The organism is Achromobacter sp. GbtcB20, assembly GCF_019091095.1.
Lineage (GTDB): Bacteria > Pseudomonadota > Gammaproteobacteria > Burkholderiales > Burkholderiaceae_B > Achromobacter > Achromobacter mucicolens.
Genome location: NZ_JAGXJZ010000006.1, coordinates 33,383 through 56,674, shown reverse-complemented (window position 1 = coordinate 56,674; position 23,292 = coordinate 33,383). Strand labels below are relative to the sequence as shown.

The 23,292-nt window shown below is 67.9% G+C and carries 18 protein-coding genes; 8 read left to right on the top strand and 10 right to left on the bottom strand.

Annotated features, from left to right (window positions below):
* The first annotated feature begins 24 nt into the window (after positions 1 to 24).
* Entirely contained in the window at positions 25 to 990 is a 966-nt protein-coding gene (locus KVT32_RS10715; RefSeq protein WP_175156136.1) for a tripartite tricarboxylate transporter substrate binding protein, read from the top strand.
* Positions 991 to 1,031: 41 nt separating this feature from the next.
* Here the strand turns inward: KVT32_RS10715 and KVT32_RS10710 are convergent, their stop codons facing one another.
* The gene (locus KVT32_RS10710) at positions 1,032 to 2,444 is read right to left on the bottom strand and encodes an MFS transporter (protein ID WP_227741307.1); all 1,413 of its coding nucleotides are present in this window, start codon (positions 2,442 to 2,444) and stop codon (positions 1,032 to 1,034) included.
* Between the two features lie 144 nt (positions 2,445 to 2,588).
* Here KVT32_RS10710 and KVT32_RS10705 point away from each other — a divergent pair, with 144 nt between their 5' ends.
* Positions 2,589 to 3,491 carry a LysR family transcriptional regulator gene (locus tag KVT32_RS10705; RefSeq protein ID WP_175156137.1) on the top strand — a complete coding sequence of 301 codons (903 nt, stop codon included), beginning with the start codon at positions 2,589 to 2,591 and terminating at the stop codon, positions 3,489 to 3,491.
* A gap of 74 nt (positions 3,492 to 3,565) precedes the next feature.
* Here KVT32_RS10705 and KVT32_RS10700 read toward each other — a convergent pair whose 3' ends face one another.
* The 3 genes from KVT32_RS10700 to KVT32_RS10690 all read right to left on the bottom strand — a co-directional run bounded on the left by KVT32_RS10700 (position 3,566) and on the right by KVT32_RS10690 (position 10,074).
* Positions 3,566 to 5,080, bottom strand: a complete 1,515-nt coding sequence (locus tag KVT32_RS10700; protein ID WP_152382674.1) for an argininosuccinate lyase — start codon at positions 5,078 to 5,080, stop codon at positions 3,566 to 3,568.
* A 175-nt stretch (positions 5,081 to 5,255) separates the two neighbouring features.
* Complete coding sequence (locus KVT32_RS10695; RefSeq protein WP_217618164.1) at positions 5,256 to 7,793, bottom strand: autotransporter outer membrane beta-barrel domain-containing protein; 2,538 nt, start codon at positions 7,791 to 7,793, stop codon at positions 5,256 to 5,258.
* A 241-nt stretch (positions 7,794 to 8,034) separates the two neighbouring features.
* Entirely contained in the window at positions 8,035 to 10,074 is a 2,040-nt protein-coding gene (locus KVT32_RS10690; protein ID WP_217618163.1) for a sensor histidine kinase, read from the bottom strand.
* A gap of 78 nt (positions 10,075 to 10,152) precedes the next feature.
* Here KVT32_RS10690 and KVT32_RS10685 point away from each other — a divergent pair, with 78 nt between their 5' ends.
* The gene (locus KVT32_RS10685; RefSeq protein WP_152382677.1) at positions 10,153 to 10,851 is read left to right on the top strand and encodes a response regulator transcription factor; all 699 of its coding nucleotides are present in this window, start codon (positions 10,153 to 10,155) and stop codon (positions 10,849 to 10,851) included.
* A 57-nt stretch (positions 10,852 to 10,908) separates the two neighbouring features.
* Here the strand turns inward: KVT32_RS10685 and KVT32_RS10680 are convergent, their stop codons facing one another.
* Positions 10,909 to 11,622, bottom strand: coding sequence for a Crp/Fnr family transcriptional regulator (locus KVT32_RS10680; RefSeq protein ID WP_152382678.1), 714 nt, complete (start codon positions 11,620 to 11,622; stop codon positions 10,909 to 10,911).
* A gap of 57 nt (positions 11,623 to 11,679) precedes the next feature.
* On the opposite strand from KVT32_RS10680, the gene KVT32_RS10675 reads away from it, so the two are divergent.
* The 5 genes from KVT32_RS10675 to KVT32_RS10655 are packed head-to-tail and all read left to right on the top strand — an operon-like array spanning position 11,680 to position 16,723.
* Positions 11,680 to 12,684, top strand: coding sequence for an ABC transporter substrate-binding protein (locus KVT32_RS10675; protein ID WP_217618162.1), 1,005 nt, complete (start codon positions 11,680 to 11,682; stop codon positions 12,682 to 12,684).
* Positions 12,681 to 13,460 carry an ABC transporter permease gene (locus KVT32_RS10670; RefSeq protein WP_217618161.1) on the top strand — a complete coding sequence of 260 codons (780 nt, stop codon included), beginning with the start codon at positions 12,681 to 12,683 and terminating at the stop codon, positions 13,458 to 13,460. Before KVT32_RS10675 ends, KVT32_RS10670 begins: the two co-directional genes overlap by 4 nt.
* Complete coding sequence (locus KVT32_RS10665) at positions 13,453 to 14,151, top strand: ATP-binding cassette domain-containing protein (protein ID WP_217618160.1); 699 nt, start codon at positions 13,453 to 13,455, stop codon at positions 14,149 to 14,151. Before KVT32_RS10670 ends, KVT32_RS10665 begins: the two co-directional genes overlap by 8 nt.
* Positions 14,148 to 14,588, top strand: a complete 441-nt coding sequence (locus KVT32_RS10660; RefSeq protein ID WP_152382682.1) for a CopD family copper resistance protein — start codon at positions 14,148 to 14,150, stop codon at positions 14,586 to 14,588. Before KVT32_RS10665 ends, KVT32_RS10660 begins: the two co-directional genes overlap by 4 nt.
* A gap of 32 nt (positions 14,589 to 14,620) precedes the next feature.
* Entirely contained in the window at positions 14,621 to 16,723 is a 2,103-nt protein-coding gene (locus KVT32_RS10655; RefSeq protein WP_152382683.1) for a TonB-dependent receptor domain-containing protein, read from the top strand.
* 12 nt (positions 16,724 to 16,735) lie between these two features.
* Here KVT32_RS10655 and KVT32_RS10650 read toward each other — a convergent pair whose 3' ends face one another.
* The 5 genes from KVT32_RS10650 to KVT32_RS10630 form a co-directional block, all read right to left on the bottom strand.
* On the bottom strand, positions 16,736 to 19,204 hold the full coding sequence (locus tag KVT32_RS10650) for a TonB-dependent siderophore receptor (RefSeq protein WP_371825578.1): 2,469 nt from the start codon (positions 19,202 to 19,204) through the stop codon (positions 16,736 to 16,738).
* Positions 19,205 to 19,343: 139 nt separating this feature from the next.
* Positions 19,344 to 20,336 (bottom strand): FecR domain-containing protein, encoded by a 993-nt coding sequence (locus KVT32_RS10645; protein ID WP_152382684.1) that lies wholly within the window; start codon positions 20,334 to 20,336, stop codon positions 19,344 to 19,346.
* Positions 20,333 to 20,896 (bottom strand): sigma-70 family RNA polymerase sigma factor, encoded by a 564-nt coding sequence (locus KVT32_RS10640; protein WP_371825581.1) that lies wholly within the window; start codon positions 20,894 to 20,896, stop codon positions 20,333 to 20,335. The genes KVT32_RS10645 and KVT32_RS10640 overlap by 4 nt, the downstream gene beginning before the upstream one ends.
* A gap of 131 nt (positions 20,897 to 21,027) precedes the next feature.
* The gene (locus KVT32_RS10635; RefSeq protein WP_152382686.1) at positions 21,028 to 21,942 is read right to left on the bottom strand and encodes a 3-keto-5-aminohexanoate cleavage protein; all 915 of its coding nucleotides are present in this window, start codon (positions 21,940 to 21,942) and stop codon (positions 21,028 to 21,030) included.
* A gap of 9 nt (positions 21,943 to 21,951) precedes the next feature.
* Positions 21,952 to 23,169 carry an ABC transporter substrate-binding protein gene (locus KVT32_RS10630; RefSeq protein ID WP_152385362.1) on the bottom strand — a complete coding sequence of 406 codons (1,218 nt, stop codon included), beginning with the start codon at positions 23,167 to 23,169 and terminating at the stop codon, positions 21,952 to 21,954.
* Between the last annotated feature and the right edge of the window lie 123 nt (positions 23,170 to 23,292).

Genomic DNA, 23,292 nt, shown 5'->3' with positions numbered 1-23,292 from the left:
ACCATAAAAAGCGAGGAGACCACCATGAAGACCATACGCCTCATCGCCGCGCTCGCGGCGCCGCTGCTGTTCGCGCAACCTGCCTGGGCCGCCGACAGCTATCCCTCCAAACCCGTCAAGATCATCGTTCCCTACCAGGCCGGCCAAGGCACCGACGTCGCCGCCCGCTACCTGGCCGAATACCTGGCCCGTGACCTGGGCCAACCGTTCATCGTGGAAAACCGCCCGGGCGCTGGCGGCAACATCGGCGCCTCCGAGGTCGCGCGCGCCGCCCCCGACGGCTACACGCTGCTGATGGGCACCAACGGCACGCACGTGCTGAACCAGTACATGTACGCGTCCACCAACTTCGACCCGGAGAAAGACTTCACGCCGGTCATGCTGGTCAGCTCGTTTCCCATGGTGCTGCTGACCACGCCGTCCTCGCCCTACGCCAGCCTGGCCGACCTGCGCAACGCGTCCAAGGCCAAGCCCGACAGCGTCAACGTGGGCATGCCCAGCACCACCGCGCGCCTCGTCTTCGAACTGCTCAAACAGCAGGGCGTCAACAGCATCCGGGGCATTCCCTACAAGGGTTCGGCCACCGCCACCACCGACCTGATGGGCGGTCAGGTGCAGCTCGGCATCGACACCGTCAGCGCCGCGCGCTCGTTCATCACCAGCGGCAAGTTGCGTCCGCTGGCGGTGACCTCGTTGAAGGAGTCGGCCCTGCTGCCCGGCGTGCCTTCCGTGGCGGCGCAGGGGCTGGACGGCTTCCAGGTGATCGCCTGGAACGGCCTGTATGCGCCCAAGGGCACGCCGCCCGCGGCCGTGAAGCGGCTGAACGACGACCTGACCAAGATCCTCGCGCGTCCGGAGGTCCGGCAGAAGCTACTGGACCTGGGCCACGAACCCGGCGGCGGCACGCCCGACGAACTGGCCGCCTTCGCCCGCAGCGAACGGCTGAAGTGGCAGCCGCTGATCGTGCAGGCGGGCCTGAAGGCGGAATGATGCGCTGACGGCCGGCGGCGGGCGGCCCTGTCCGGACTGCGTTACGGCTGGACGGCGGCAAGCCGCTTGCTGCTTGCCGCGACGGCGGCCATGGCCAGCCCGCACAGCACGGCGGCCAGGACAAACGTCGCGCGCAGCCCGGCCGCCAGCGCGGCGGGTGGCGCATCGGCCAATGACGCGGCCCCGGCGCCCGCGGCAAACACCGCGCCCATTGCCGAGGCGCCCGTGATCAGGCCCAGGTTGCGCGACAGGTTCAGCATGCCCGACACGGCGCCGCGTTCGCTGCCGCCTGCGGCCGCCATCACCGCCGTGTTGTTGGCTGCCTGGAACAGTGCATACCCCGCCGTCATCGTGGCAAGCGCCGCGACGTAACCCGTCACGCCGAACGCCTGCGCGGCGGCCGGCAGCGCGGCGCAGGCGCCGCCCACCGCGCCCAGCGAAAGCAACGTCATCGGCCGGCTGCCGAAACGATCCACGCAGCGGCCCGCCGGCACGCCGGCCAGCGCCGCCACGAGCGGACCGCAGGACATCGCCAGCCCGACCTGCACGGCGCTCAACCCCAATGCTCCCGACAGATAGAACGGCCCCACCACCAAGGTCGCCATCATCACCGTGGCGACCAGCGCATTGGCCGCAAAGCCGCCCGCCAGCAAAGGGTTGCCAATCATGGCCGGCCGCACCAGCGGCTGCGCCGTTCGCGCCTGCGCCCACATGAACAGGCCTGCGCCGCCCGCCGCCGCAGTCAGCAGAATGACATTGAGCCCCCCAAAACGGCCACGCCCGAGCGTCATGGACAGCGCATAGGCGGCCAGTGTCAGCGCCAGCAGCACGCTGCCCGGCCAGTCGAAGCGAACCGGTTGATGCGCGGCACGCTGCGCATCGCGAGGCAGGTGCCGCCAGGCCAGCCAGAACGCCAGCAGCCCCAGCGGCAGATTCACCAGGAAGATCGCCCGCCACCCCGCCCCGGCGATCAGGGCGCCGCCCAGCGTCGGCCCGAGCGCGGTGCCGGCCGCCGACATCGTGCCCAGCAGACCCATGGCGCTGCCGGCCCGCCCCTTGGGCGCCGCCTCGCCGGCAAAGGCCATGGCAAGCGTCATCAACACGGCCGCGGCCATGCCCTGCGCGGCGCGCGCGGCCACCAGCGTCCACAAACCGGGCGCCACCCCGCAAAGCACCGACGCGGCGGTAAACCACGCCAGCCCGGCCAGCATCAGACGGCGGCGGCCGATCAGGTCGCCCAGCCGCCCGGCGCTGACCACCGCAATCGTGATGGCCAGCAGGTAAGCCAGCACGACCCACTGCACCGACTGGAAGGGCGCGCCGAATGCCAGCGTGAATGCCGGCAGGCCGACGTTGGCGATGCTGGTGCCCAGCGAAGACAGCAGCATCGCCAGTGAAAGGCAGCACAGTAGCGCCAGACGGGGCTGGGAGGGCGAGGGATCGGAAATCGGCATGATGGCGTCCTGAATGGAAGAGACAGGACACCAGCGTAGGCCGCAATATCACCTGGCGGAAGGCGCAGCATTTGCAGCTAATACCTGCACGCGGCGCCATGCCAAATGTCAGCGCATCGGCTGCCGGCGTGCTACGTTTGCCGCATGTCCACGCCCGACCTGAACCTTCTCATCACCCTGGACGCGCTGCTCGCGGAAGGCAGCGTGGCCGGCGCCGCCCGCCGGTTGCGCCTGAGTCCCTCCGCCATGAGCCGCGCGCTGGCGCGGCTGCGCGACGTCACGGGCGATCCGCTGCTGGTGCGCGCCGGGCGCGGATTGGTGCCCACGCCCCGTGCGCTGGCGCTGCGCGAGCAGGTCGGCGGGCTCGTCCGGGATGCGCAGGCCGTGCTGCGCCCCACCGAAACGCTGGATCCCGCGGCCCTTGTGCGCACCTTCACCCTGCGCGTCACCGACGGCTTCGTGGAGAACTTCGGCGCGCGCCTATTGACCCGCATCGACACGCAAGCGCCGGGCGTGCGGCTGCGCTTCCTGCAAAAACTGGACAAGGACAGCGCGCCGCTGCGCGACGGCGCCGTGGACCTGGAGACCGGCGTGGTGGGCCAGTCAGCCAGTCCCGAGCTGCGCACGCGCGCGCTGTTCCAGGATCACTTTATTGGGGTCATGCGCGCGGGCCATCCGCTGGCCCGCGGCAACGTCACGCTGACGCGCTACGTGAACGCGCGCCACATTCTGGTGTCGCGCCGCGGGCGCGAATCCGGCCCGATCGACGAGGCGCTTGCGCAGGCTGGCCGCGCGCGGCATGTCGCCACGATTGCCAGCGGTTTTTCCACAGCGCTGGCGCTAGTGCGCGACACCGACCTGATCGCCACAGTGCCGGACAGGCACACTGCCGCGCTACGCGCGGGCATGCGCAGCTTTGCGCTGCCCTTCTCGATGACGCCCTTCACGGTGTCGATGCTGTGGCATCCCAGAATGGACGGCGATGCCGCCCATCGCTGGCTGCGCGGCTGCGTGCTGCAGGCCTGCGGGGGAGACGGGGCCGCCTAGGTGAAGCCGTCTAGGTGGGGCCGCCAAGGTGGGGCCGCCCCCGTGAAACGGCCTCAGGCGTATTTCGCTGGCCGCTACGGCTTCGGTGCGCTGGCCACCAGCGCGTCGAACTGCTTGTCCAGTTCCGCCAGCGAATCGCGGATGTGCGCGCGGCGCGCCTTGATCCACTTGTCCTGCGAGGCCAGCTGCTCGCGCGCCTCCTGGATCATGCGGTCCATCTCCTTGGGCTGCGGGCCGCCGCTGGTGGCGCGGTTCTTCACGATGGCCACGGGATCCAGCGTCGCGCGGAACTCGGCTTCGCTCATCGGCAGGTCCGTGCCGTACTTGGAATCCTTCATGGCGTCCGCATAGATGCGGCGCGCCTGTTCGTACGGAAAATCCAACGGCTTGATGTTGTTGGCCTTGGCGTACGACACCACCTCGGACGCAAAATGATGGCCCGCGCGGAATGGCAGCTTGTATTTGTGCATCAGCACGTCCGCCAGTTCCTGCGAGGCCGTCCAGTCGCTGTTCAGCTCTTCCAGCGCGCGGTCCGGGCTGATGACCATCGCCTTGAGCACGCGGTCCCAGCGCTTGAGCGCAGAGATCGCGCTGTCGACCATCGCGGAATTCTGCTTCACGTCCTTGGGATCGCTCATGCCCGGCGTGATGTTGTGCGTCTGCAGCACGGGTCCCATCGCCAGGGTCACCGCGGTGGAGGCGTCGCTGCGCGTGTCGTTGAGCAGGCCCGGATTGCGCTTTTGCGGCATGGCGCTGGACACGTAGGTATTGCCGCCGCCTTCCTGCAGCAGGATCCACGGACGCGACTGCGCATACTGCGTCATCACGTCTTCGACGAAATTGCCGGTACGCAGCGCGATGCTGGTGACGATGGACGCGACCTCGACCGGCTGGTCCATGGACGAGATCTGCGAGGCGTCGTAGGCGTTGTCGACCAGCGCCTCGAAGCCCAGGTATTGCGCCATGCGCTTGCGGTCCAGCGGCCAGCTCGTGCCGTTCAGCACGGTTGTGCCCATGGGCGAGCGGTCGATGCGCACGTAGGCCTCGCGGATGCGCTGCGCATCGCGCGCCAGGCCTGCCGCCTGACCCAGCAGGTAATGTCCGTAACTGTTGGGCTGCGCGGCCACGCCATTGGTGTAGTTGGGAACGATGGTGCCCGCATGCTTGGCGGCCAGCTCCACCAGCGTGGTCGACGTGGCGTTCAACTGGTCGGCCAGTTCCAGCAGCTTGTCGCGCAGAATCGCGCTGCGATAGGTGGCGTGCATGTCCTGGCTGGAACGGCCCGCGTGCAGCAGGGTCACATCCTCGCCAGCGGCCTTGATCAGCAGGGGCTCGAAGGTGATGACCGTGGCCGGCCGCTTGGCGCCGGGCTGATTGCCGTCGCTAATGACCTTGGCCACGCCGGCGGCGATTCGCGGCGCCATGGACTTGTCGAGCAGGCCCTCGTCGGTGTTGATCACCGCCGTGGCCTTGTTGATTTCTCCCAACCAGAAGAAGGGATCGCGGGGTGGGGATTGCTGCGCGGCGGCGGCGTTCGCGACCAGCGATAGCAACAGGGCGGCGCCCAGGGTCGGAAGCATCTGTCTCATGGCGTTCTCGTTATAGGGGTGGCCAAACAGTGTATCGAAGCGCGATGCCGCCGGACACCCGGTATTGCACCGAGGCGCGGGCGCCTGACACCTTGCCGGGCGAAGACGGGCCCCGCACGAAAAAAGGCCGGCCTCCAAGAGGCCGGCCTTCGCATCCGATCAGAATCGAATCGCCTTAGAAGCGCCAGCTCACGTTGACCGTGCCGGTGTTCTGGCGGTTGCCGTCGCCGAACTGGCCCGAGTACGCCAGACCCAGCGTCGCGTTCTTGCTCATCGCCAGATCCACGCCCACTTCCATGACCGCCGCGTCACGCGCCAGCGGGTTGCCCGCGACGGTGAACGGCTGGCTGCCGTCGAACGACATCGTGGCTTCCGGATTGAGGTCGCCGTAAGCATGGCGCCAGCCCAGCATGCCGCGCAGGCGGCCCGCGTTGTCCTTCACGTCGAACGTCGTCTGTGCGCGCAGGCCCAGCGTGGTGGTGCCCACGTTGTTCGTGCTGCGCTTGCCGCTCAGCGCGGCGTCACCGCCCGACTCCGAGAAGCCGCGGGTGCGCAGGTCGCTGAAGTCCGCGCCAAAGAACGGCTCGAGCGTGACGCGGTCGTTCAGCGGGATGGCGTAGCCCACGTCGGTGAAGACCTGGCCGGTGCTGGCGCTGTAGTCGGCCTTCAGCTCCTGATACTGGCCCGCCGCGTTGATGTTGCGCTTGCTGTCGATGTCGTGCCACGTGTAGGCCACGCCAGCCGTGAAGTTGATCTTGCCCGAGCCGGCTTCGAACGACTTGCCGCCGTACAGGATCGCGCTGTAGCTGTTCACGTCGGACTTGGCCGAGCGGTCGTTTACCGTGATGCGGCTATCGGTGTAACCGAACGCGCCACCCAGACGCCAGCCGTTGCCCACGCCATGATCGCCACCGACAAAGATGCCGACGTCGCGTTCACGGGACTTGGCGACGTCGCCGTTGCCGTCCATCGTGCGCCAGTTGCCGAAGGCCTGCGCCCACAGCGGCTGCGCATTCGAGCGCGGCAGCATGGAGGCGTCTCCACGGCCGACCTGCGCCGTGGGGGGACCGGCCACGAAACCGGCATTCATGTTGGCGCGCAGCTGTGCCGTGGGCAGGCTGGCGACGTTGTTGCTGACGTTCTGCATCGCCGACACGCTGCTGCCGAACGATTCGCCGGACAGGTCGGCAAACACGCCGGCCGGGGCGCCGTTGGGCAGGTTCAGGACCCGCGTGTACAGCGAGCTGGTCGTGGGCAGGCTTTGCAACGCGTTCGCGGCCGCACGCTGGTTGCCGGTCACGGCCAGGTCGGCGAATTCGATCGGGCGGGTGCCGCCGTTGCCGATGGGCGTGGGGGCCGGTTGGGTCGGCGTGGGAGCCGGCTCGGTCGGCGTGGGGGCCGGTTCGGTCGGCGTGGGGGCCTGTTCGGTCGGCGTGGGAGTCGGCTCGGTCGGCTTGGGATCCGGGTCGGTCGGCACTTGCTTCTTGTCGAGCGTCAGCACGACCTGGTTGCCTTGATGGCTGAGCGACGGTTGCAGGAAGGCCATGTCGCTGGTCGCGCTGTCGAAGTGGCCGTTCAGGGTGTTGGCCGACAGGATGGTGTAGGCCGTCGATTCGGCGTACGTGCCGCCCGAACCCACGTGCACCACGGAGCCCGCCAGATTGGCCGTGCCGGTGACCTTGACGCGATCGCTCTTGCCCTCGGCGGTGGCGTCGACGCGATAGGTCGAGCCCGGCTTGAAGGTCAGGTCGCCATTCACCGTGATGGTGCCGATCGGCGACGGCGGGGTGACGACAACCGGCGACATCGACATCATGAAGATGTGGTTCGACTGCGCCGCGGCGTTGGGCGACAGGGTCGAACCCGACTCCAAGGTCGTCGGGCCGACTTCGCCGGAACCCGCCAGCGTGCCCTTCACGTTCACCAGGCCCTTCATGGTGTTGCCGTTCAGCGTCAGCGTCGCGGCCGGCGCGACGTTGATCTGGCCGACGCTGATCTTGGAGGTTGCCCCGAAGTCGCCATTGATGTTCATGATGGCGTCGGGGCCCACGACGCCACCCGTAATGGTGCCGCCGGTGATGTCCAGGGTGGACGTGCCAAGCATCACGTCGCCGGCGATCGTGCCGCCGTTGACGATCGTCATCGGCGCGCTGGCGCCGGCGACGTCAAGGGCAATGCCATCCATCTTGGGATTGATGACGCCGTTGTTGAGGATGCCGCCGGTGACCGTGCCGTCCGAGACAACGATGCCCGCGTCGATGCTTCCGTTGTTGATGATCTTGCCCAGCACTGTGCTCGAGGTGATCACTTCGATACCGACGCCCGAACTGTACTCGCCCGAAATCCGATATTCGTTGATGATGTCGCCCTTGACCATGGCGCCGGCCGAGATGCTGATACCGGCGCGATTGCTGGTCAGTTGCCGGGCGGCCTGGTTGATGATCGAGCCATTGACGGTCGATCCCTGCACCTTGATGCCGCCATTGGGGCTGAAGCGCATCGGCCACATCAAGCCATCGTTCACGACGTCGCCGTCCACGATCGTGCCGCCGACCAGGCTGATCGAGGTGTAATCCCCAACGTTGACAACGGTGGGCACACTACCCGCATGGAGGATGTAGTCGGTGGGCTGTGCAAGCGCCGACGGGGCGGAAAACGGCAGGCTCAGGCTAAGCAAAGCGGCGAGGCGAGTAAGCGGAAAGCGGCGAGACATTTTGTAGTGACCATGTAAATTTCGTGTCTGAAATGTACCGATCATTGCAAAACGGAATCTGAGCGAATCTGAGCAACTTGTAATAGCTGCAGCCGTTTCTCGTGGAATAGCCGCAAATAGGCCCAAAAGACGGCGCTTTTCCCCCGTTTGAACCGTCGGCGGCCCGCGAAGGATGGCGCGGAATGGATGCATTTACGCAACAATTGCCGCGCACGTCGCAATATTCGCGGCAGTGCCGGCTTCAGCCGGCTCGCAGGTGAGGCAACGTAATGCAAAAGCGCACCGGCTCGACGCCCCCGGCCGCTTCCAGTGCCACCCAACCGCCCAGCCGCGCTGCGATGGAACTGACCAGATACAGCCCCAGTCCCGCCCCCGGATGCCGGGTGGCATTCTGCCCCCGATAGTATTTCTGAAACAGCCGTTCTTGCTCTCCGGCCGGAATGGCGCTGCCGGGATTGGAAACCGCAATGCGCAGCTGGTCCCCGTCCTCGCGCACCGACACGCTGACCGTCCCGCCCTCGGCGCAATGCCGGTCGGCATTGGCCAGCAGGTTGCGCAGCGCGATCCGCAGCAGGCCCGCGTCGCAGTCAAGCGTCCGGGTCTGCGTTTCGTAGGCGCACTGCACCCTGCCCGGCGGATACTCGCTTGCCAGATCCTGCAGCAGCGCGGGCAGGTCGCACCGGGTCAGGCGCAGTTCGGCGCGCGGCTCGCGCATGCGGTCATCGGTCAGGTATTCGTCCACCAGCGCCAACAGGCGCATGGCCGCATCGCGGATGTTGGCGCAGCGCGCCAGGCTTTTTTCCAGCGGCGCGGCAAGGTTGCGGCCCAATTGCTGGGCCGACGTCGTGATGATCGCCAGCGGGGTGCGGAACTCGTGCGACACCATCGCCACGAATTCGCGCTGCTCGGTGAACATCTGCCGTTCCTTTTCCAGCGAGGTGCGCAGTTCGCCTTCCAGCGCGACCCGGCGTTCGATCTCGCTCTGCATTTCTGTTGTGCGCAGGGCCACTTCGCGTTCCAGCCAATGACTGTGCTGGCGCGCCAGATCGGCCGCCAGATTGGCCTGCTGCAATTCCCGGACGCGGCGCCGGCGCTCGTAGCGTCCCACGATGAACAGGCTGAGCAGCAGCATGTGCAGCATCGTGCCCAGCGTGGACACGTACTCGGTGAAGGCGTTGACCGGGAACACCCCCAGGTTGCGCAGGAAGGCGATCAGCACGCCCACGTAGAACACGCCAAACGCCAACGCGAAAACGCGCGCCGGCCGCCAGCCCCGCTTGAGCAGGTACGCGCCCAGGACGATGAACGCGATGATCACCAGCAGCCCCAGCGTCTGGATCGGCAGCATGCCGGCGCCATAATGCCCCGTCACGATCAGCGCCGAGCACACGGCGGCAATGCCCCAGAACAGCCAGTACAGGCCGCGCACGGCTCGCGGATATAGCGCTTCCAGATTCAACTGGCGGAACGCGACGCGCAGCGCCACCGGCAGGCTGACGGCAATGCCCACGCCCAGCAAGCGGTCGCTCCAGGCCACGGGCAGGCCCGTCAACTGCTGCACCAACCCCAGCGACAGCACCTCGTTGAAGACGCAATTGCCGATGTAGGCCAGGAACAGGCCGCTCATGGGCGCGCGCGTCACCAGCCAGAACGCGGCGTGCGCGCAGATCAGGAGCAGGTAAAAGCCGAAGTACAGCCCGAACAGCAAGCCTTCGCGCCGCGACTGGTTGTCGAACGCCAGCCGCTGCCAGACTTCGAGCCGCGTCGCCAGCGCGTTCTTGCTTTGAAGCCGCACCAGGATGACGTAGGCGCCGGGTTGCGACGGATTGAACTGGATCACGGGGCTGCGATAGTCCACCGGCCACTTGCGCCGCGCCAGATCCTCGCCGCTGCGCCCCAGCATCGTCCAGCCGCCGGCGTGGCCCACATAGATGCGCACGTCGTCCAGCAGCGAATTGCTCAGGCGCAGCATCCAGCCGCCGTGCATGACCTTGTCCACCTGCACGGGCAGGCGCAGCCAGATCGTCGCGGGCGTGAACCCCGCGCTCAGGCTGCCCGGCAGCGCCGTCCAGCCGTCCGCGGCGGCCGCGTGCGCGACATCAAGCCCGCCATCGGGATCGATCAGCCGCTCAAGATGGCCGCTTGCATCCTGCACGCGCTCCTGGCCATCCAGGCGCAGCGGCTCGGCGCGCGCCGGCCCGGCCGCGGCCACAAGACCCGCGAAGAGGCAGGCCAGCAGCGCCAGCCACAGCGTGGCCCTGGAGTAACATTCCCGTTTCATCAATCGCAATTTACGCAGCATTCCCGTGCAACCCGGCAGATTACACCAGCCCTTCACGCTGCATTCCGCGGGCGCGCCATGCCCGACGTGATCCTGCTCGAAGACGAACCCGTGCTGCGCCAGGAGCTCGGCGAGTTCCTCGAAGAGTTGGGGTACGCGCCTTCGTGCGTGTCCAGCCTGCAGGAATTCGACCAGCGCTTCGATCCCGGCCGCCACCATCTTGCCGTCATCGACATCGGCCTGCCGGACGGTTGCGGCCTGGACCTGATCCAGCGGCTGCGCCAGCAAGGCCAGCAGGTCGGCATCGTGGTGTTCAGTGCGCGCCAGACCGGCCGCGACCGGATCTCGGGCCTTGCCATGGGCGCCGATCACTACCTGGGCAAGGGCTGCGACCTGGACGAACTGGCCGCCACACTCGCCGCGCTGGTGCGCCGCCTGGGGCTGCCCCAGCCGGGTCAGGATCAGCCGCTTCCCAGCTGGTTGCTGGAAATCGGCCCGCGCCGCCTGCACATCCCCGGCGCCGAGGCCATGCCGCTGTCGCAGCAGGACCTGACCGTGCTGCATGTCCTCATGAGCCAACCCGGCGAAAACATCAGCCGCCGCCAGATCGTCGAGGCGCTGGGTGCCGACTATCTGGAATACGACCAACGCCGGCTGGACACGCAAATGCGCCGATTGCGCCGCCGCGTCGAAGCCCTGAGCGGGCAGACGCTGCCAGTCAAGACGCTACGCAACAGCGGGTACTGCTTCTATCAGCCAGCCCAGGTCAAGGGCTGACGCGCGCCGCAGCCGCGTCCCCACTCGCGCGCACGCGCAGTCCCGACCCTTCGCGAATCAAAACGGCCGCTTCGCCGTCATCGCCAGACTGGCCAGATGGGCCGGGTCGGTCACCACCCACTGGCTGCGCTTGCCGCTGATATAGCCCTGCGCTTGCCAGTCGTTCAACAGCCGGTTGAGCGTTTCCGCGCGAATGCCCAGGTGCGCCGCCAGCTGCCGCTGGTTCAACGGCAGCGTGACCTCGGCGCCCTGCCGTTCCCGCAAACCCATCAGGTAGTTCGCCAACCGCTCGGCCGCCGAGCTCGACGTCATCCAGTCCACCCGGTTCACCTGGTCATACACGGCCTGGCTCATGCCGGCCAGCAGCTTGAGCGCCAGATCGGGCCACCGCCGGCAAGCATCGTGCAGCTTGCCGCGGACAAGCCGCCAGCACTGCACGTCTGTGCGCGCACGCGCCTGCATGGGATAGCGGCCATGCGGCATGAACATTGCGGCCTCGGCCATCAACTGTCCCGGCTCGAACACGCGGAACACGCGCTCGTCGCCGTTGTAGCTGTAGCGCATGACCTCGGCCTGCCCCGCTTCGACCAGGAGGTAGTGACGCGCTTCATCGCCTTCGCCAAAAAGTATCTGCCCGGCCGGCGCGCGCATCACGCTGGCCTCCAGCAGCAGATCGTCGGCCACGTCCGCCGGCAGGCCGGCCAGCAGCGGATGCCTTGCAAGCAGGCGGGCAGCCGCCGCGCGCGGCTCCAGCACATTGATATTTGTCATTCTGGGTCTTTCAGGCTGAGTGTCAGAATAAAACGATAATAATTCGTATTTAGAATAATGACCGCACATCAGCACACCCGCCGCCGGTTTTGCGCCGCGGCGTTGGGCGCCGCCCTCCTGCCGCGCCTTGAAATCGTCAGGGCCGCCGTGTCCGACCGCCGGGCCCAATTGACGCTTGCCGGCCCCGGCGCCGTCGTCAGTTATCCGCTGATGCACATGGCAGCCACTGGCGCACTGGCCGACCACACCAACACGCTGCGCTTTCGCCTGTGGCAAACGCCGGACCAGTTGCGCACGCTGCTGGTGAACCGCGACGTCGACTTCAGCGCCGCGCCCAGCACCCTGCCCGCGCTGCTGCACAACCGCGGCATGCCGGTGCGCCTGCTGAACATTTCCGTGTGGGGCATCCTGTGGCTGGTGAGCCGCAATCCCGACGTCAAGACCTTCGCCGACCTGGCCGGACGCGAACTGGTGGCACCCTTCCAACGCGACCTGCCGGCCGTGCTGCTGGACACCTTGCTGCAAGCCCAGACCGAGCAGGGCCTCGCCCACGTCACGCTGCGCCGCACCCGCGATGGGCAGGACGCCATTGCCCTCATGCTGGGCGGCCAGGCCGAAAGCGTGTTGCTCGTCGAGCCCATGGCCTCGCTGCTGCTGTGGCGCGCCGAACAAGCGGGCGGCGTGGCGCTGCACCGCGGCCAAAGCCTGGAAGCCGCGTGGCGCGCCCGCTTTCCGGAACAGCCTTCGCTGCCGCAGGCAGGTGTCATGGCCGGCGCCGGCGTGGCGGGCGACGCCGCACTGTGCCGGGCGGTGGATGTCGCGTATGCGGCGTCGGCGCGCTGGTGCGCCGCCAATCCCGAGTCCTGCGCCGACCTCGTGCGCGAACACCTACCCCACCTGCCCGCGCCTGCCATCGTGACCGCGATCCGCGGCACGCGGCTGGACAGCCGCAGCGCCCACGACGCCCGTCCTGAACTGGAGGCGCTGTACCGCCTGCTGGCCAGCTGCTTTCCGCAGGCCATCGGCGGCGACCTGCCGCCCGTCGGATTCTACGGACCATGAGCGCGCCCGCCGCAAGTCCCGCGCGCACCTCGCGCGGCTGGAGCGTGGCCGGCATCCTGCTGCTGGTACTCGCGTGGCACCTGACTGCCCGCCATCTCGGCCCGCTGCTCATGGCCACGCCATGGGAGGCGCTACGCGCCATCGGCCCCCTGGTGCGCAGCGAGCAGTTCTTCGCCAACGCGGGCGTCAGCCTGATGCGCATCGGCGCGGGCGTGCTGGCCGGCGCCTCGATCGGCTTCACGCTGGGCGTGCTGGCCGGACACAGCGCACGCCTGCGCGGCCTCATCGAGCCCCTGCGCTGGCTGCTGATGGCGGTGCCGCCCGTGGTGATGGTGGTGCTAGCCATGCTGTGGTTCGGCATGGGCTCGCCCATGGTGATCTTCATCACGACGCTGATGATGGCGCCCGGCATGTACGTCAATACCGTCAAGGGCATGCTGCACGTGGACCGGCGGCTTGTGGAGATGACGCACGTCTACCGCTACGGCCCGTGGTTGCGGCTGCGGCACCTGTACCTGCCCGCGCTCAGCGCGCCGCTGCTGGCCGCCCTGCTCATTGCCCTGTGCGGCGGCGTGCGCCTGGTCGTGATGGCCGAAGTGCTGGGCGCGGAAAACGGCATCGGCTACGCGCTCGCCAACGCCCGCAGCACCTTCGACACCGCTGAACTCTTCGCCTGGGTGCTGCTGATCTTCGGCCTGGTTGCGCTGCTGGAATTCGCGCTGTTGCAACCGCTGCAGCGCCGGCTGGGACGCTGGATGGAGCCAAGCCATGCTTGAGATGCAAAACCTTGCGCTGCGCTTTGGCCCCCAGACCGTGCTGGCGCAGGTCGACCTGCGGCTCGCGGCCGGCGAGCGGCTTGGCCTTGTCGGGCCCAGCGGCGCCGGCAAGAGTTCGCTGCTGCGCCTGGCGGCGGGCCTGCTCGCGCCGACGCAAGGCACGCTGCGCAACACGTTCCGGCATCCGGTGCTGATGTTCCAGGAACCGCGGCTGCTGCCCTGGCGCAATGCGCGGGACAACGTGGCGCTGCCGCTGCGCGCGGCGGGTCAACGCACCGCCGATGCCCACGCCATGGCCGAGGCCTGGCTTGCCCGCGTCGGCCTGGACGGCGCGGGCAGCGCGTGGCCTGCAGAGCTTTCCGGGGGCATGGCGCAGCGCGTCTCGCTGGCGCGCGCGCTGGCGCTCGAACCCGACCTGCTGCTGCTCGACGAGCCCTTCAGCGCGCTGGACCCCGCGCTGCGCCGCCAGCTTTCGGCCTGCTGCCACGAAGAAGTGGCGCGCCGCGGCGCAGCCCTCATCTGCATCAGCCATGACCCGCACGAACTGCTGGGGCTGGTCGACCGCTGCGTCGTGGTCGGCCAGGGCCGCGTCGAACCCATCGCACTCTCGGGCCCGATCGGCAGCCCCGAACGCGCCGCCGACGCCGAACGCCTGCATGCCCTGCTGCTCGACTCAAGGAACCAACCATGACCTACATCGTCCTGCACATCGTGCATCTGTACGCCGCGCTGATCTTCATCGGCACGGTGATCTTCGAAGTGCTGTTCCTGGAACCCGTGGCCCGGCGCCTGCCCGCCGACGTGCGCCGCGCGCTGTCGCAGGAGCTCGCGCCGCGGGTTCGGGGGGTGATGCCCTGGGTGCTGGCGGTGCTCTACGCCTGCGGGCTGGTCATGGCCTGGCACTACCGCGCCGCGCTCGCCAGCCCTGGCAGCTCGGCCTTCGGCGCCTTGCTGCTCTTGAAGATGGCCCTGGCCGGCAGCGTGCTGCTGCACGTGATCACGGCCATGACGCTGGCGCGCCGCCAGCGCCTGCACGCCGCGCTGCGCTCTCGCGTGCACCTGAGCGTTTTCTGTCACATGGCTGGCATCGTCTTGCTGGCCAAGATCATGTTTCACCTTTCCTGGTAACGCCCAGGCCCGTTCTTCGTGGAAACCTTCTGATGTCTACCCCTGTCCTGCGCCAGCTCGCCTCCACTCTCACCCTGGGCGCCCTCGGGCTGTCCGCCGCCGTGGCGCAGGAGGCGCCGTCGCTGGCCCCCGTCGTCGTCTCGGGCGCCGCCGTTGCAAACGCCCTTGAACCCAGCGTGCAGCGCACGCAAGCCGAATTGCAGTCCGTGCCCGGCGGCACCAACCTGATCCAGCCGCAGCAAGCGGTGCGCCTGATCACGCTGCGCGATGCGCTGGACTACCAGCCCGGCGTGATCGTGCAAGAATTCTTCGGCGGCCTGGACCAGCCGCGCCTGAACATCCGCGGCTCCGGCATCCAGAGCAACCCGCTGTCGCGCGGCATCCTGCTGATGCAGGACGGCCTGCCCCTGAACGACGCGGACGGCTCGTTCATCATCAGCCTGCTTGAACCGCGCAACGCCGGCCTCATCAGCGTGCGGCGCGGCGCCAACGCGCTGGCCCCCGGCGCCAGCACGCTGGGCGGCGAGGTGGACTTCCAGTCGCTCACCGGCACGCAGGGCGACTTCATCCGGCTGGGCGGCGGCAGCTTTGGCATGCGCAACGTCACGCTGGCCAAGGGCTTTCAGGACGAACGGTTCGACGGCCGCTTCGCCTTCGGCTACGACAAGTCGGACGGTTACCGCCATCACTCGTCGTCCGAGCGCACCAGCTTTCAGGGCAACGTGGGATTTCGCCGCGGTCTCTTCGAGAACCGCACCTATCTTTCATACACCGACCTGAAGTTCGACATCCCCCAGCCCATCCCGAAGGCGCGCATGCTTGAAGACCCGCGCAGCGTGCTGGGCGACGGCAACTCGCCGCAGGACATCGCCAACAACGTCTACAACCGCGATCCGCATCGCAACACCAACCAGTTTCGCCTGGCCAACCGCAGCTTCTGGGGCACCGAGGCCTTGAACCAGGCGGCGGGCGTTTACTGGCAGCACACCAACGACGACTTCACCAATCCCCAGGTCGCCAACGTGACCGACGGCGACACCTATGGCATCGCCTGGCAACTGAACGGCAAGGTCGGCACGGTGGACTACCGCGCGGGGCTGGACTGGCAGCGCAGCAACATGGACCGCGACCTGTACGCGATCCGGCCGTCCGACGGCCAGCGCCTGCAACGCTTCGGCAACTACGACCTGCGCGCCGAGAATCGCAGCGCGATGGTCGGCCTGGACTGGCATCTGACCCCGCAGTTCAGCGTGGTCGGCGACGTGAAATACACCGACGCCGTGCGGGACGCGCACGAACGCAACAGCGGCAAGACACTGGATCAGGACTGGCGTTACGCCACTCCGAAGATGGGCGTCATCTGGCAGCCGGCCGCATCCCAGCGCTGGTACGCCAACGTCAGCCGCAGCAACGAGGTGCCGACCTTCTGGGAAATCGTCAATGGCGAAGTCGCCGCGCCGATGAATCCGGCAACCGCCAGCACGTCCATGAGCAAGCTGGACCTGCAGCGCGCGCTGACGTATGAAATCGGCGGGGATGGCGCCTTCACGGCCGCCGGCCGCGACCAGCACTGGAGCGTGTCGCTGTACCGCAGCAACGTCGAGGACGAGCTGATGTCCGTCACCAACGAAAACGGCACGCCGGCCGGCACTTACAACTACAACGGCCGCACGCGCCACCAGGGCATCGAAGCCGGGCTCTACGGCACCCTGCCCTCGCCCGGCGAAGGCATGTTCGACTACCGCATCGCGTACACGCTCAGCGACTTCCGCTTCCGCAATGGCCAATACCAGGGCAACCGCATCGCCGGCGTGCCGCGCCACTTGCTCAGCGCCGAAGTGATGTACCGCATTGGCGGCTGGCGCTTCGGCCCCAACGTGCGCTGGCTGATGAGCGACACCGAAACCAACCACGCCAATGCGCCCGGCACGCAGCAGGACGCTTACGCACTGCTCGGCTTCAAGATCGCCTACGAGCACGACGCGCACTGGAGCGGCTACGTCACCGCCGACAACCTCACCGACAAGACCTACGCCAGCAGCTACGCCATCCGCAACACCGCCACGCCCGCGATGCCCATCTTCCTGCCGGGCAACGGCCGCGCATTCAGCGCGGGCGTGGCGTACAAGTTCTGATGCGGGCCTGCCTCAGAACTCCGTGCTGACGGACAACAGCACCGTCAGCGGCGCGCCGACCGTCAGGCCTTCGCGCGCCGCCGACTGCCAGTAGTTCTTGTTCAGCACGTTCTCGACCATCGCGCGGATGACCACGGGCTTGCCGTTGGCGTTGAAGGCATAGCGCGCGCCCACGTCGAACCGCGTCCAGCCCGGGATCTCCTGCGTGTTGGCGACGTCGACGATCTGCGAGCTGGTGCGCAGCATGCGCGCCGTCAGTGTCAGGCCCGGCACGAACGGCGTGTCCCATTCGGCCGACGCGTTGAACTGCAGGCGCGGCACGGCGGGCGCGCGGTTGCCGTCGTTCACGCCGCCTTCCGTGCGCGTCAGGCGCGCATCCGTGTAGGCCACGCCGCCCAGCAGCCGCACGCCGCGGGCCGGCTCGCCCTGCACCAGGAATTCCAGGCCGCGATTGCGCTGCTTGCCGTCGGACACGTAGCGCAGGGAGGCCGGATCCAGGTAGCTGCTGGGGCGCTCGATCTGGAACGCGCTGAGGGTGGTTTCGAACTGGCCGAAGTCGTACTTGGCGCCCACTTCGAACTGCTTGGAGATTTCCGGCGCAAACACTTCGCCGGCGTTGACGGCCCCTTGGGGCGCGGTCCCGCCCTGGCTCAGCCCTTCGATGTAGTTGCCGTACAGCGACAGGCGCTCGGTGGGCTTGACGGTCAGCGCAAACGCCGGCGTGACGGCGGACTCGTTGTAGTTCGACGTCTGGCGGCCGCTCATCGCGTCGAAGTTGGTGGATTCCACGCGCTGGTGCCGCACACCCGCAATGAACTGCACGCGGTCGTCGGCCAGGGAGATCGTATCGGCCAGCGCAATGCTGTACAGCCGCGAGTCGCTGACACGGGGCAGATCCGACGGACGCGCGATGTTCGGTTTGGCAAGGTCGACGGGGTTGTAGATGTTGGAGAACACCGTGCTGGACCGGATCCGCGCCGCCGAATAGTCGATGTCCAGCACGCTGGCGCTCAGCGCCGGCTCATGCTTGAGCGGGCCGGTCTGCACGCGGCCGCGCACGCCCACCTCGCCCGTCTTGCTGATCAGCGACTCGTTCAGGCGGGCCGGCACCGCGCCGATGTCGCCCGCTTCGTTCAGCATGAGCCAGCTGGTCTGCATGCTTTCAAAATCATGCTTGCGCGCGCCCACCGCGCCGTAGACGGTCCAATCGGGCGACACGTCGTACTCGGCGCGCAGCGCGCCCGACCATTCCTTGGTTTTCCAGTAGGTCCACGACGGAAAGAAATTGCGGCGCGCGTCCGGCGCCCGGCCGATATCGACGCCGGAAGGCGGCGGGAACAGGAGGCCGCTGCGCGCATCGGTGGTGCGGTTCTGGTAGTTGATGTCGCCTTCCAGGCGCAGGCGCTCGCCCTGGTAGTCCAGGCCCAGCGCCACCGCGCCCAGGTCTTCCTTGGACCCGTCCATCGGCAGGTCGCCGCCGCTGCCCGCCACGTTCAGGCGCACGCCCCACTCCTGGCTCTCGCCATAGCGGCGCGACAGGTCGGCGTGCGCGCCGAACTGGCTGTCGCTGATGTAGGACACGGTAAAGCGGTTCAGCGGATCGGCGCCGGCGCGCTTGGGCACGAGGTTGATGGAACCGCCCACCGACCCATACGGCGCCATCCCGTTCAGCAGCGCGTTGGGGCCGCGCAGCACTTCCACCCGCTCCACGCCGATCAGCGAGCTCGAATTGCGCGGCGACACGCCGTACAAGCCGTTGAACGACACGTCGTAGTTGAACAGCGTGAAGCCGCGGATGTTGAACTCGTCGCGTCCCGCGCCGCGCGAATAGGTATTGCGTACGGTCGGGTCATTGACCAGCACGTCGCCGATGTTCTGCGCCTGCTGGTCCTCGATCAGCTTGGCGGTGTACTGCGTCGCGCTGAACGGCGTGCTCATGTCGTCGCGGTCGCCCAAGAGGCCCAGGCGCCCGCCCCGCGCCACCTGGCCGCCGGCGTAGACGGGCGGCAGGCCGCTGTACAGGCTTGACGCCGTCACGGTCACCGGTTCCAGCGTCGTGGCCTGCGCGGCGGGCAAGAGGCTTAGCCGGTACTGGTTCGGCGCCTCGCGCGTGGCGCGCAGTCCCGTTCCGGCTAGCGCCCGGTCCAGGGCCTCGTGGCGGGTATAGCGGCCCCGCACGCCATTGCTCTGGCGGTCGGCCACCAGCGACGGCTGGGCGGCCAACAGAATGCCGGACTCGTTCGCCAGCCGCGTCAGCACCTGGTTCAGCGGCGCGGGCGCAATGTCGAAGGTGAAGAGATCGGCCACGTCAGCCGCGGCGGGCGCCGCCTGCGCGTGGGCGGACGGGCCCCAGACGGCGGACATGGCCATCGCCAGGGCCAGTGGCAAGCCCCAGGACGGGATTCGCCCGCAGCGGCGGGCCAGGGCGCGCGCGCGGGTCACGGGGAAGGCCGCGGCGGGGCAGGAATGACGGTGGGACATGACGGGACCAGTGCTCTCGTGCGTAGGGTTCGGGAAGTCAGAGCGGCGCGCCGGCCCCGCGGATGGCAGGGCGCGAGCGTCTCTTACTCTCCTTATTCGAACGAGCCGGCAAAACCCGGAACCGTTTCGCGGATTTTTTTCAGGCCCGCGCTTCGAGGCTGATCCACCAGGGCATCGTGCGGCGCACCTGGACCGGCAGCACCGAGGCCAGCATGTTCAGCGCGCGGTCCGTTTCGCGGATGGGATAGCTGCCAAAGACGTGCAGGCCGGCAACGTCAGGCGCCACGGCCAGGTGGCCGAAGTGATACCGGCGCAATTCGGCCACCACGTCGGCCAGCGGCGTGTCGTCGGCCACCAGCACGCCGCGCGTCCAGGCCTCGCGCGCCGGGTCCGCGGGCACGAACCCATCCAGCGCGTTCGCGGTGAACCTCGCCTGCTGCCCCGCCGCCACGATGCCGCTGGCGCGGCTGGCCGCCGTGTCGATCCGGACGGCCCCTTCATGCACGGCGACCACCACGCCATCGTCCTCGCCACGCACCGTGAAACGCGTGCCCAGCGCCTGCAGGCGCCCCTGGGCGGTGTCGACCACAAAGGGACGCAGGGAATCCTTGGCGGTATCGATCAGCAGTTCGCCGGCGACCAGCTGCAACCGGCGCAGCGTGGCGCCATAGTCGACATCGAACGCGCTGAGCGCCTTCAACCAGACCTGGGTGCCGTCCTCAAGGGCGATCTGCCGGGTTTCGCCCAGTCCCGCCCGATGGTCCGCGCCCCAGGTCGAGGCCACCAGCGGCAGCGGCGTCTGCCGCCACGCCGTCCATCCCAGCCCCGCCATGCCCAGCGCGCCCGCCATGCCCAGCAGCAGTTGCCGGCGCGCGCGCGGCCGGGCCGCCGCGGCTTGCCCGAACGCCGTCACGGCGGCATCCCGGTCCGGACTGGATTGCAGGGGAGAAAAGCGGCGGCCGATACGTTCAACGTAACCCCAGGCTTCACGGTGTTCTGCCGCGCGGTCGATCCATTGCTGCCATTGCTGGCGTTCGGCGGCCGACGCATCGCCCGACCGCAGCAGCGCATACCATTCGGCGGCCTGCTCCATCGCGCGATGGGAGGGCTCGCGCGCTTGCGCGGCGGTCATGGGGCCGCCACCTGCGGCATCGACGGCTCGCCCGCCATCCCCGCCGCCAGCCGCGCTTCCAGCTTCATGCAGCTCAGCATGGCCTGCGCGACATACTTGCGGACCATACGCGAGGACACGCCCAGCACGTCGGCCACTTCCTGGTCGGTCATCTCGCACGCCACCGCCATCACGAAGGCGTGGGCGGTCTTGGGCGGCAGTCCGCGCAACATGGCGTCGATCTCGCCCAGCGCCTGCAGCACCATGGCCTGGTCTTCGGCCGACGACACCGTGGGTTCCGGCTGCGCCGCCAGGGCGTCCAGCCAGGCTTGCTCCAGGTCGCGGCGGCGCCACAGGTCGATGCACATGCCGTTGGCCATCCGGCGCAGATAGGTCCTGGCATGCCGGGCGTTGTCGAACTTGCACGGGCGCGTCAAAAGGCGCACGAACGCGTCGTGCGCCAGGTCGGCGGCATCGGCCGCATTGCCCAGGCGCCAGTTCACCCAGGCCAGCAGCCAGCCGTGATGATTGCCGTACAGGCTTTCGAAGTCCTGGGATGCCCCTTCCGATCCGCTCACGATCCCGCCCGCGACACCTTCCGCATTGACAATAATGCGAACGGTTATCAGTTAACAAAGCGCAGATTATGGACCGGGGCGGCGGGATTTGGCAACGGGTCCGCGGCCCTGCGCCGCACCGCCTGACGGTTGCGTCAAAGCGCGAACTCCGGGCGGATGCCGCTTTTCAGCGGCAGGCCCATGATTTCGCGCGCCTCGGCGGGCGTGGCCGGCTCCATGTCCATGTCGCGGATGATGCGCACGATGCGCTCGGTCAGCTGCACATTGGTGGCCAGCTCGCCGTGCCGGTAGTAGAGGTTGTCTTCCAGCCCGACGCGCGCGTGGCCGCCCAGCAGCAGCGCGCTGATGTTGGCCTCCAGTTGCGACGGCCCGATACCGCTTACGCAGAAGACGCTGTTCCTGGGCAGCAGGTCCACCATCATCTGCAGATGCCGCGGCGAAAACGGCATGGCGTTCTGGAAGTTGCGATGCACATTCATGACCAGGTTGATGAAGTGCGGGCCTTCGTCCAGGTCTTCATTGATGAGCGTGGTCACGTCCTGCAGGATATGCGTGGGACTGAACACCTCCCACTCGGGCTTGATGCCGCGCGCCTTCATGCCGGCCGCCAGCTCGCGCCCCTTGCTGAGCGGCGTGTTCATCAGGTATTCGCGGTCGCCGAACGCCAGGTTCAGCGTGGTGGCGTCCAGCGTGCACATCTCGGCGCCCGCATCCATGCCCTTCAGACGCTCCTCCCACAGGATCTCCCACGTGCCGGGCGACGTCTCGGCCACCATGTCGCCGTGCACGCCGCCGCCGGTGGAGTTGTTCAGGACGATGTCGCACCGCTCCCGGATGAGCTGGTTCATTTTCCGGTACACGCCGGCATCGCACGTCGCCAGGTCATCCGCGCGCCGCGCATGCAGCGCCACTACGCTTGCCCCGGCGTTGTAGCAGCGGTAGACATCATCCGCGATCTCCGCGGGCTGCGTCGGCAGGTGCGGATTCTGGCTCTTCAAGGCCATGCCCCCCGTCGGGGCGATGGTCACGATCACTTTGCGTTTGGCCATGCCGTTCTCCTAGGATTTCCACAGCGCGCAGCGGCTTTCTGACTGCTTCGTGAAGGCCTCGTTGCCGTCGATGGCCTGCACCACCGTGAAGTAATCCCACGGCGCTTTCGACTGATCCGGGCGCTTGACCTGCAGCAGGTACATGTCGTGCACGACGCGGCCATCGGGACGCACGACGCCGTCCTTGATGTAGATGTCGTTCAGCTTGTTTTCGCGCAGGTAAGTCAGCACCTTGTCCGCGTCGTCCGTGCCGGTTGCCTTGACCGCGCGCAGGTACTGCAACGCCGCCGAATAGTCGGCCGCCTGCAAGGACGACGGCATGGCCTGGCGGCGCTCGAAGAACTTGCGCGCCCAGGCGCGCGTTTCGTCCGACGCGTTCCAGTACCAGCTGTCGGTCAGGTACATGCCCTGCGCGGCCGGCAGGCCCATGGCGTGGATGTCGTTGATGAACATGATCATGCCCGCCAGCTTCATCGTCTTGGTGATGCCGAACTCGTTCGCGGCCTTGATCGAATTGGTCGCGTCCGCGCCGGCATTGGCCAGCGCCAGGATCTCCGCCTTGCTGCTTTGCGCCTGCAAAAGGAACGACGAGAAATCGCTGGCGGCCAGCGGATGCTTCACACTGCCCACGACCTTGCCGCCGCCCGCCTCGACGACCTTGGTGGTGTCGGCCTGCAGCGCGTGTCCAAAGGCGTAGTCGGCCGTCAGAAAGTACCAGCGCTTGCCCCCCGTCTTGACCACCGCCGCGCCGGTGCCGCGCGCCTGCGCGACAGTGTCGTACGCGTAGTTCAGCGTGTAGGGCGTGCACTGCTCGTTCGTCAGCGCGGGGGCGCCGGCGCCCACCACGATGATGGGTTTCTTCTTGTCGGCGGCCACCTTGGACATGGCCAGCGCCGTGCTGGAATTGGTGCCGCCGATCAGCATGTCCAGACCGCGCTGGTCGAACCATTCGCGCGCCTTGGCCGAGGCCACGTCGGCCTTGTTCTGGTGGTCTGCCGTCAACAGTTCGATCTTCTTGCCGTCGATCTGGCCGCCCATTTCCTCGATCGCCATCTTGATGGCTTCCGCGCCGCCGGGGCCGTCAGGGCCCGAGTAGACGCCGGACATGTCGGTAATGAATCCGATGCGGATCACGTCGTCCGACATTTGCGCCTGCGCGGCCGTGGCGGGCAGCAGCGTGGCGGACAGGGCGCCGGCGAGGGCGGTGGCGGACAGCAGGCGTGGCATTGACAACATACCGGTCTCCTCTTATGGTTTTTGGCCCGTAGGCGTCAAACATTCTGCGGCCCGGCCGCCCTTGCGGACAGTCATCACGTTGACAAAGAATCCTAGGGTTTACCTGGGCCGCAT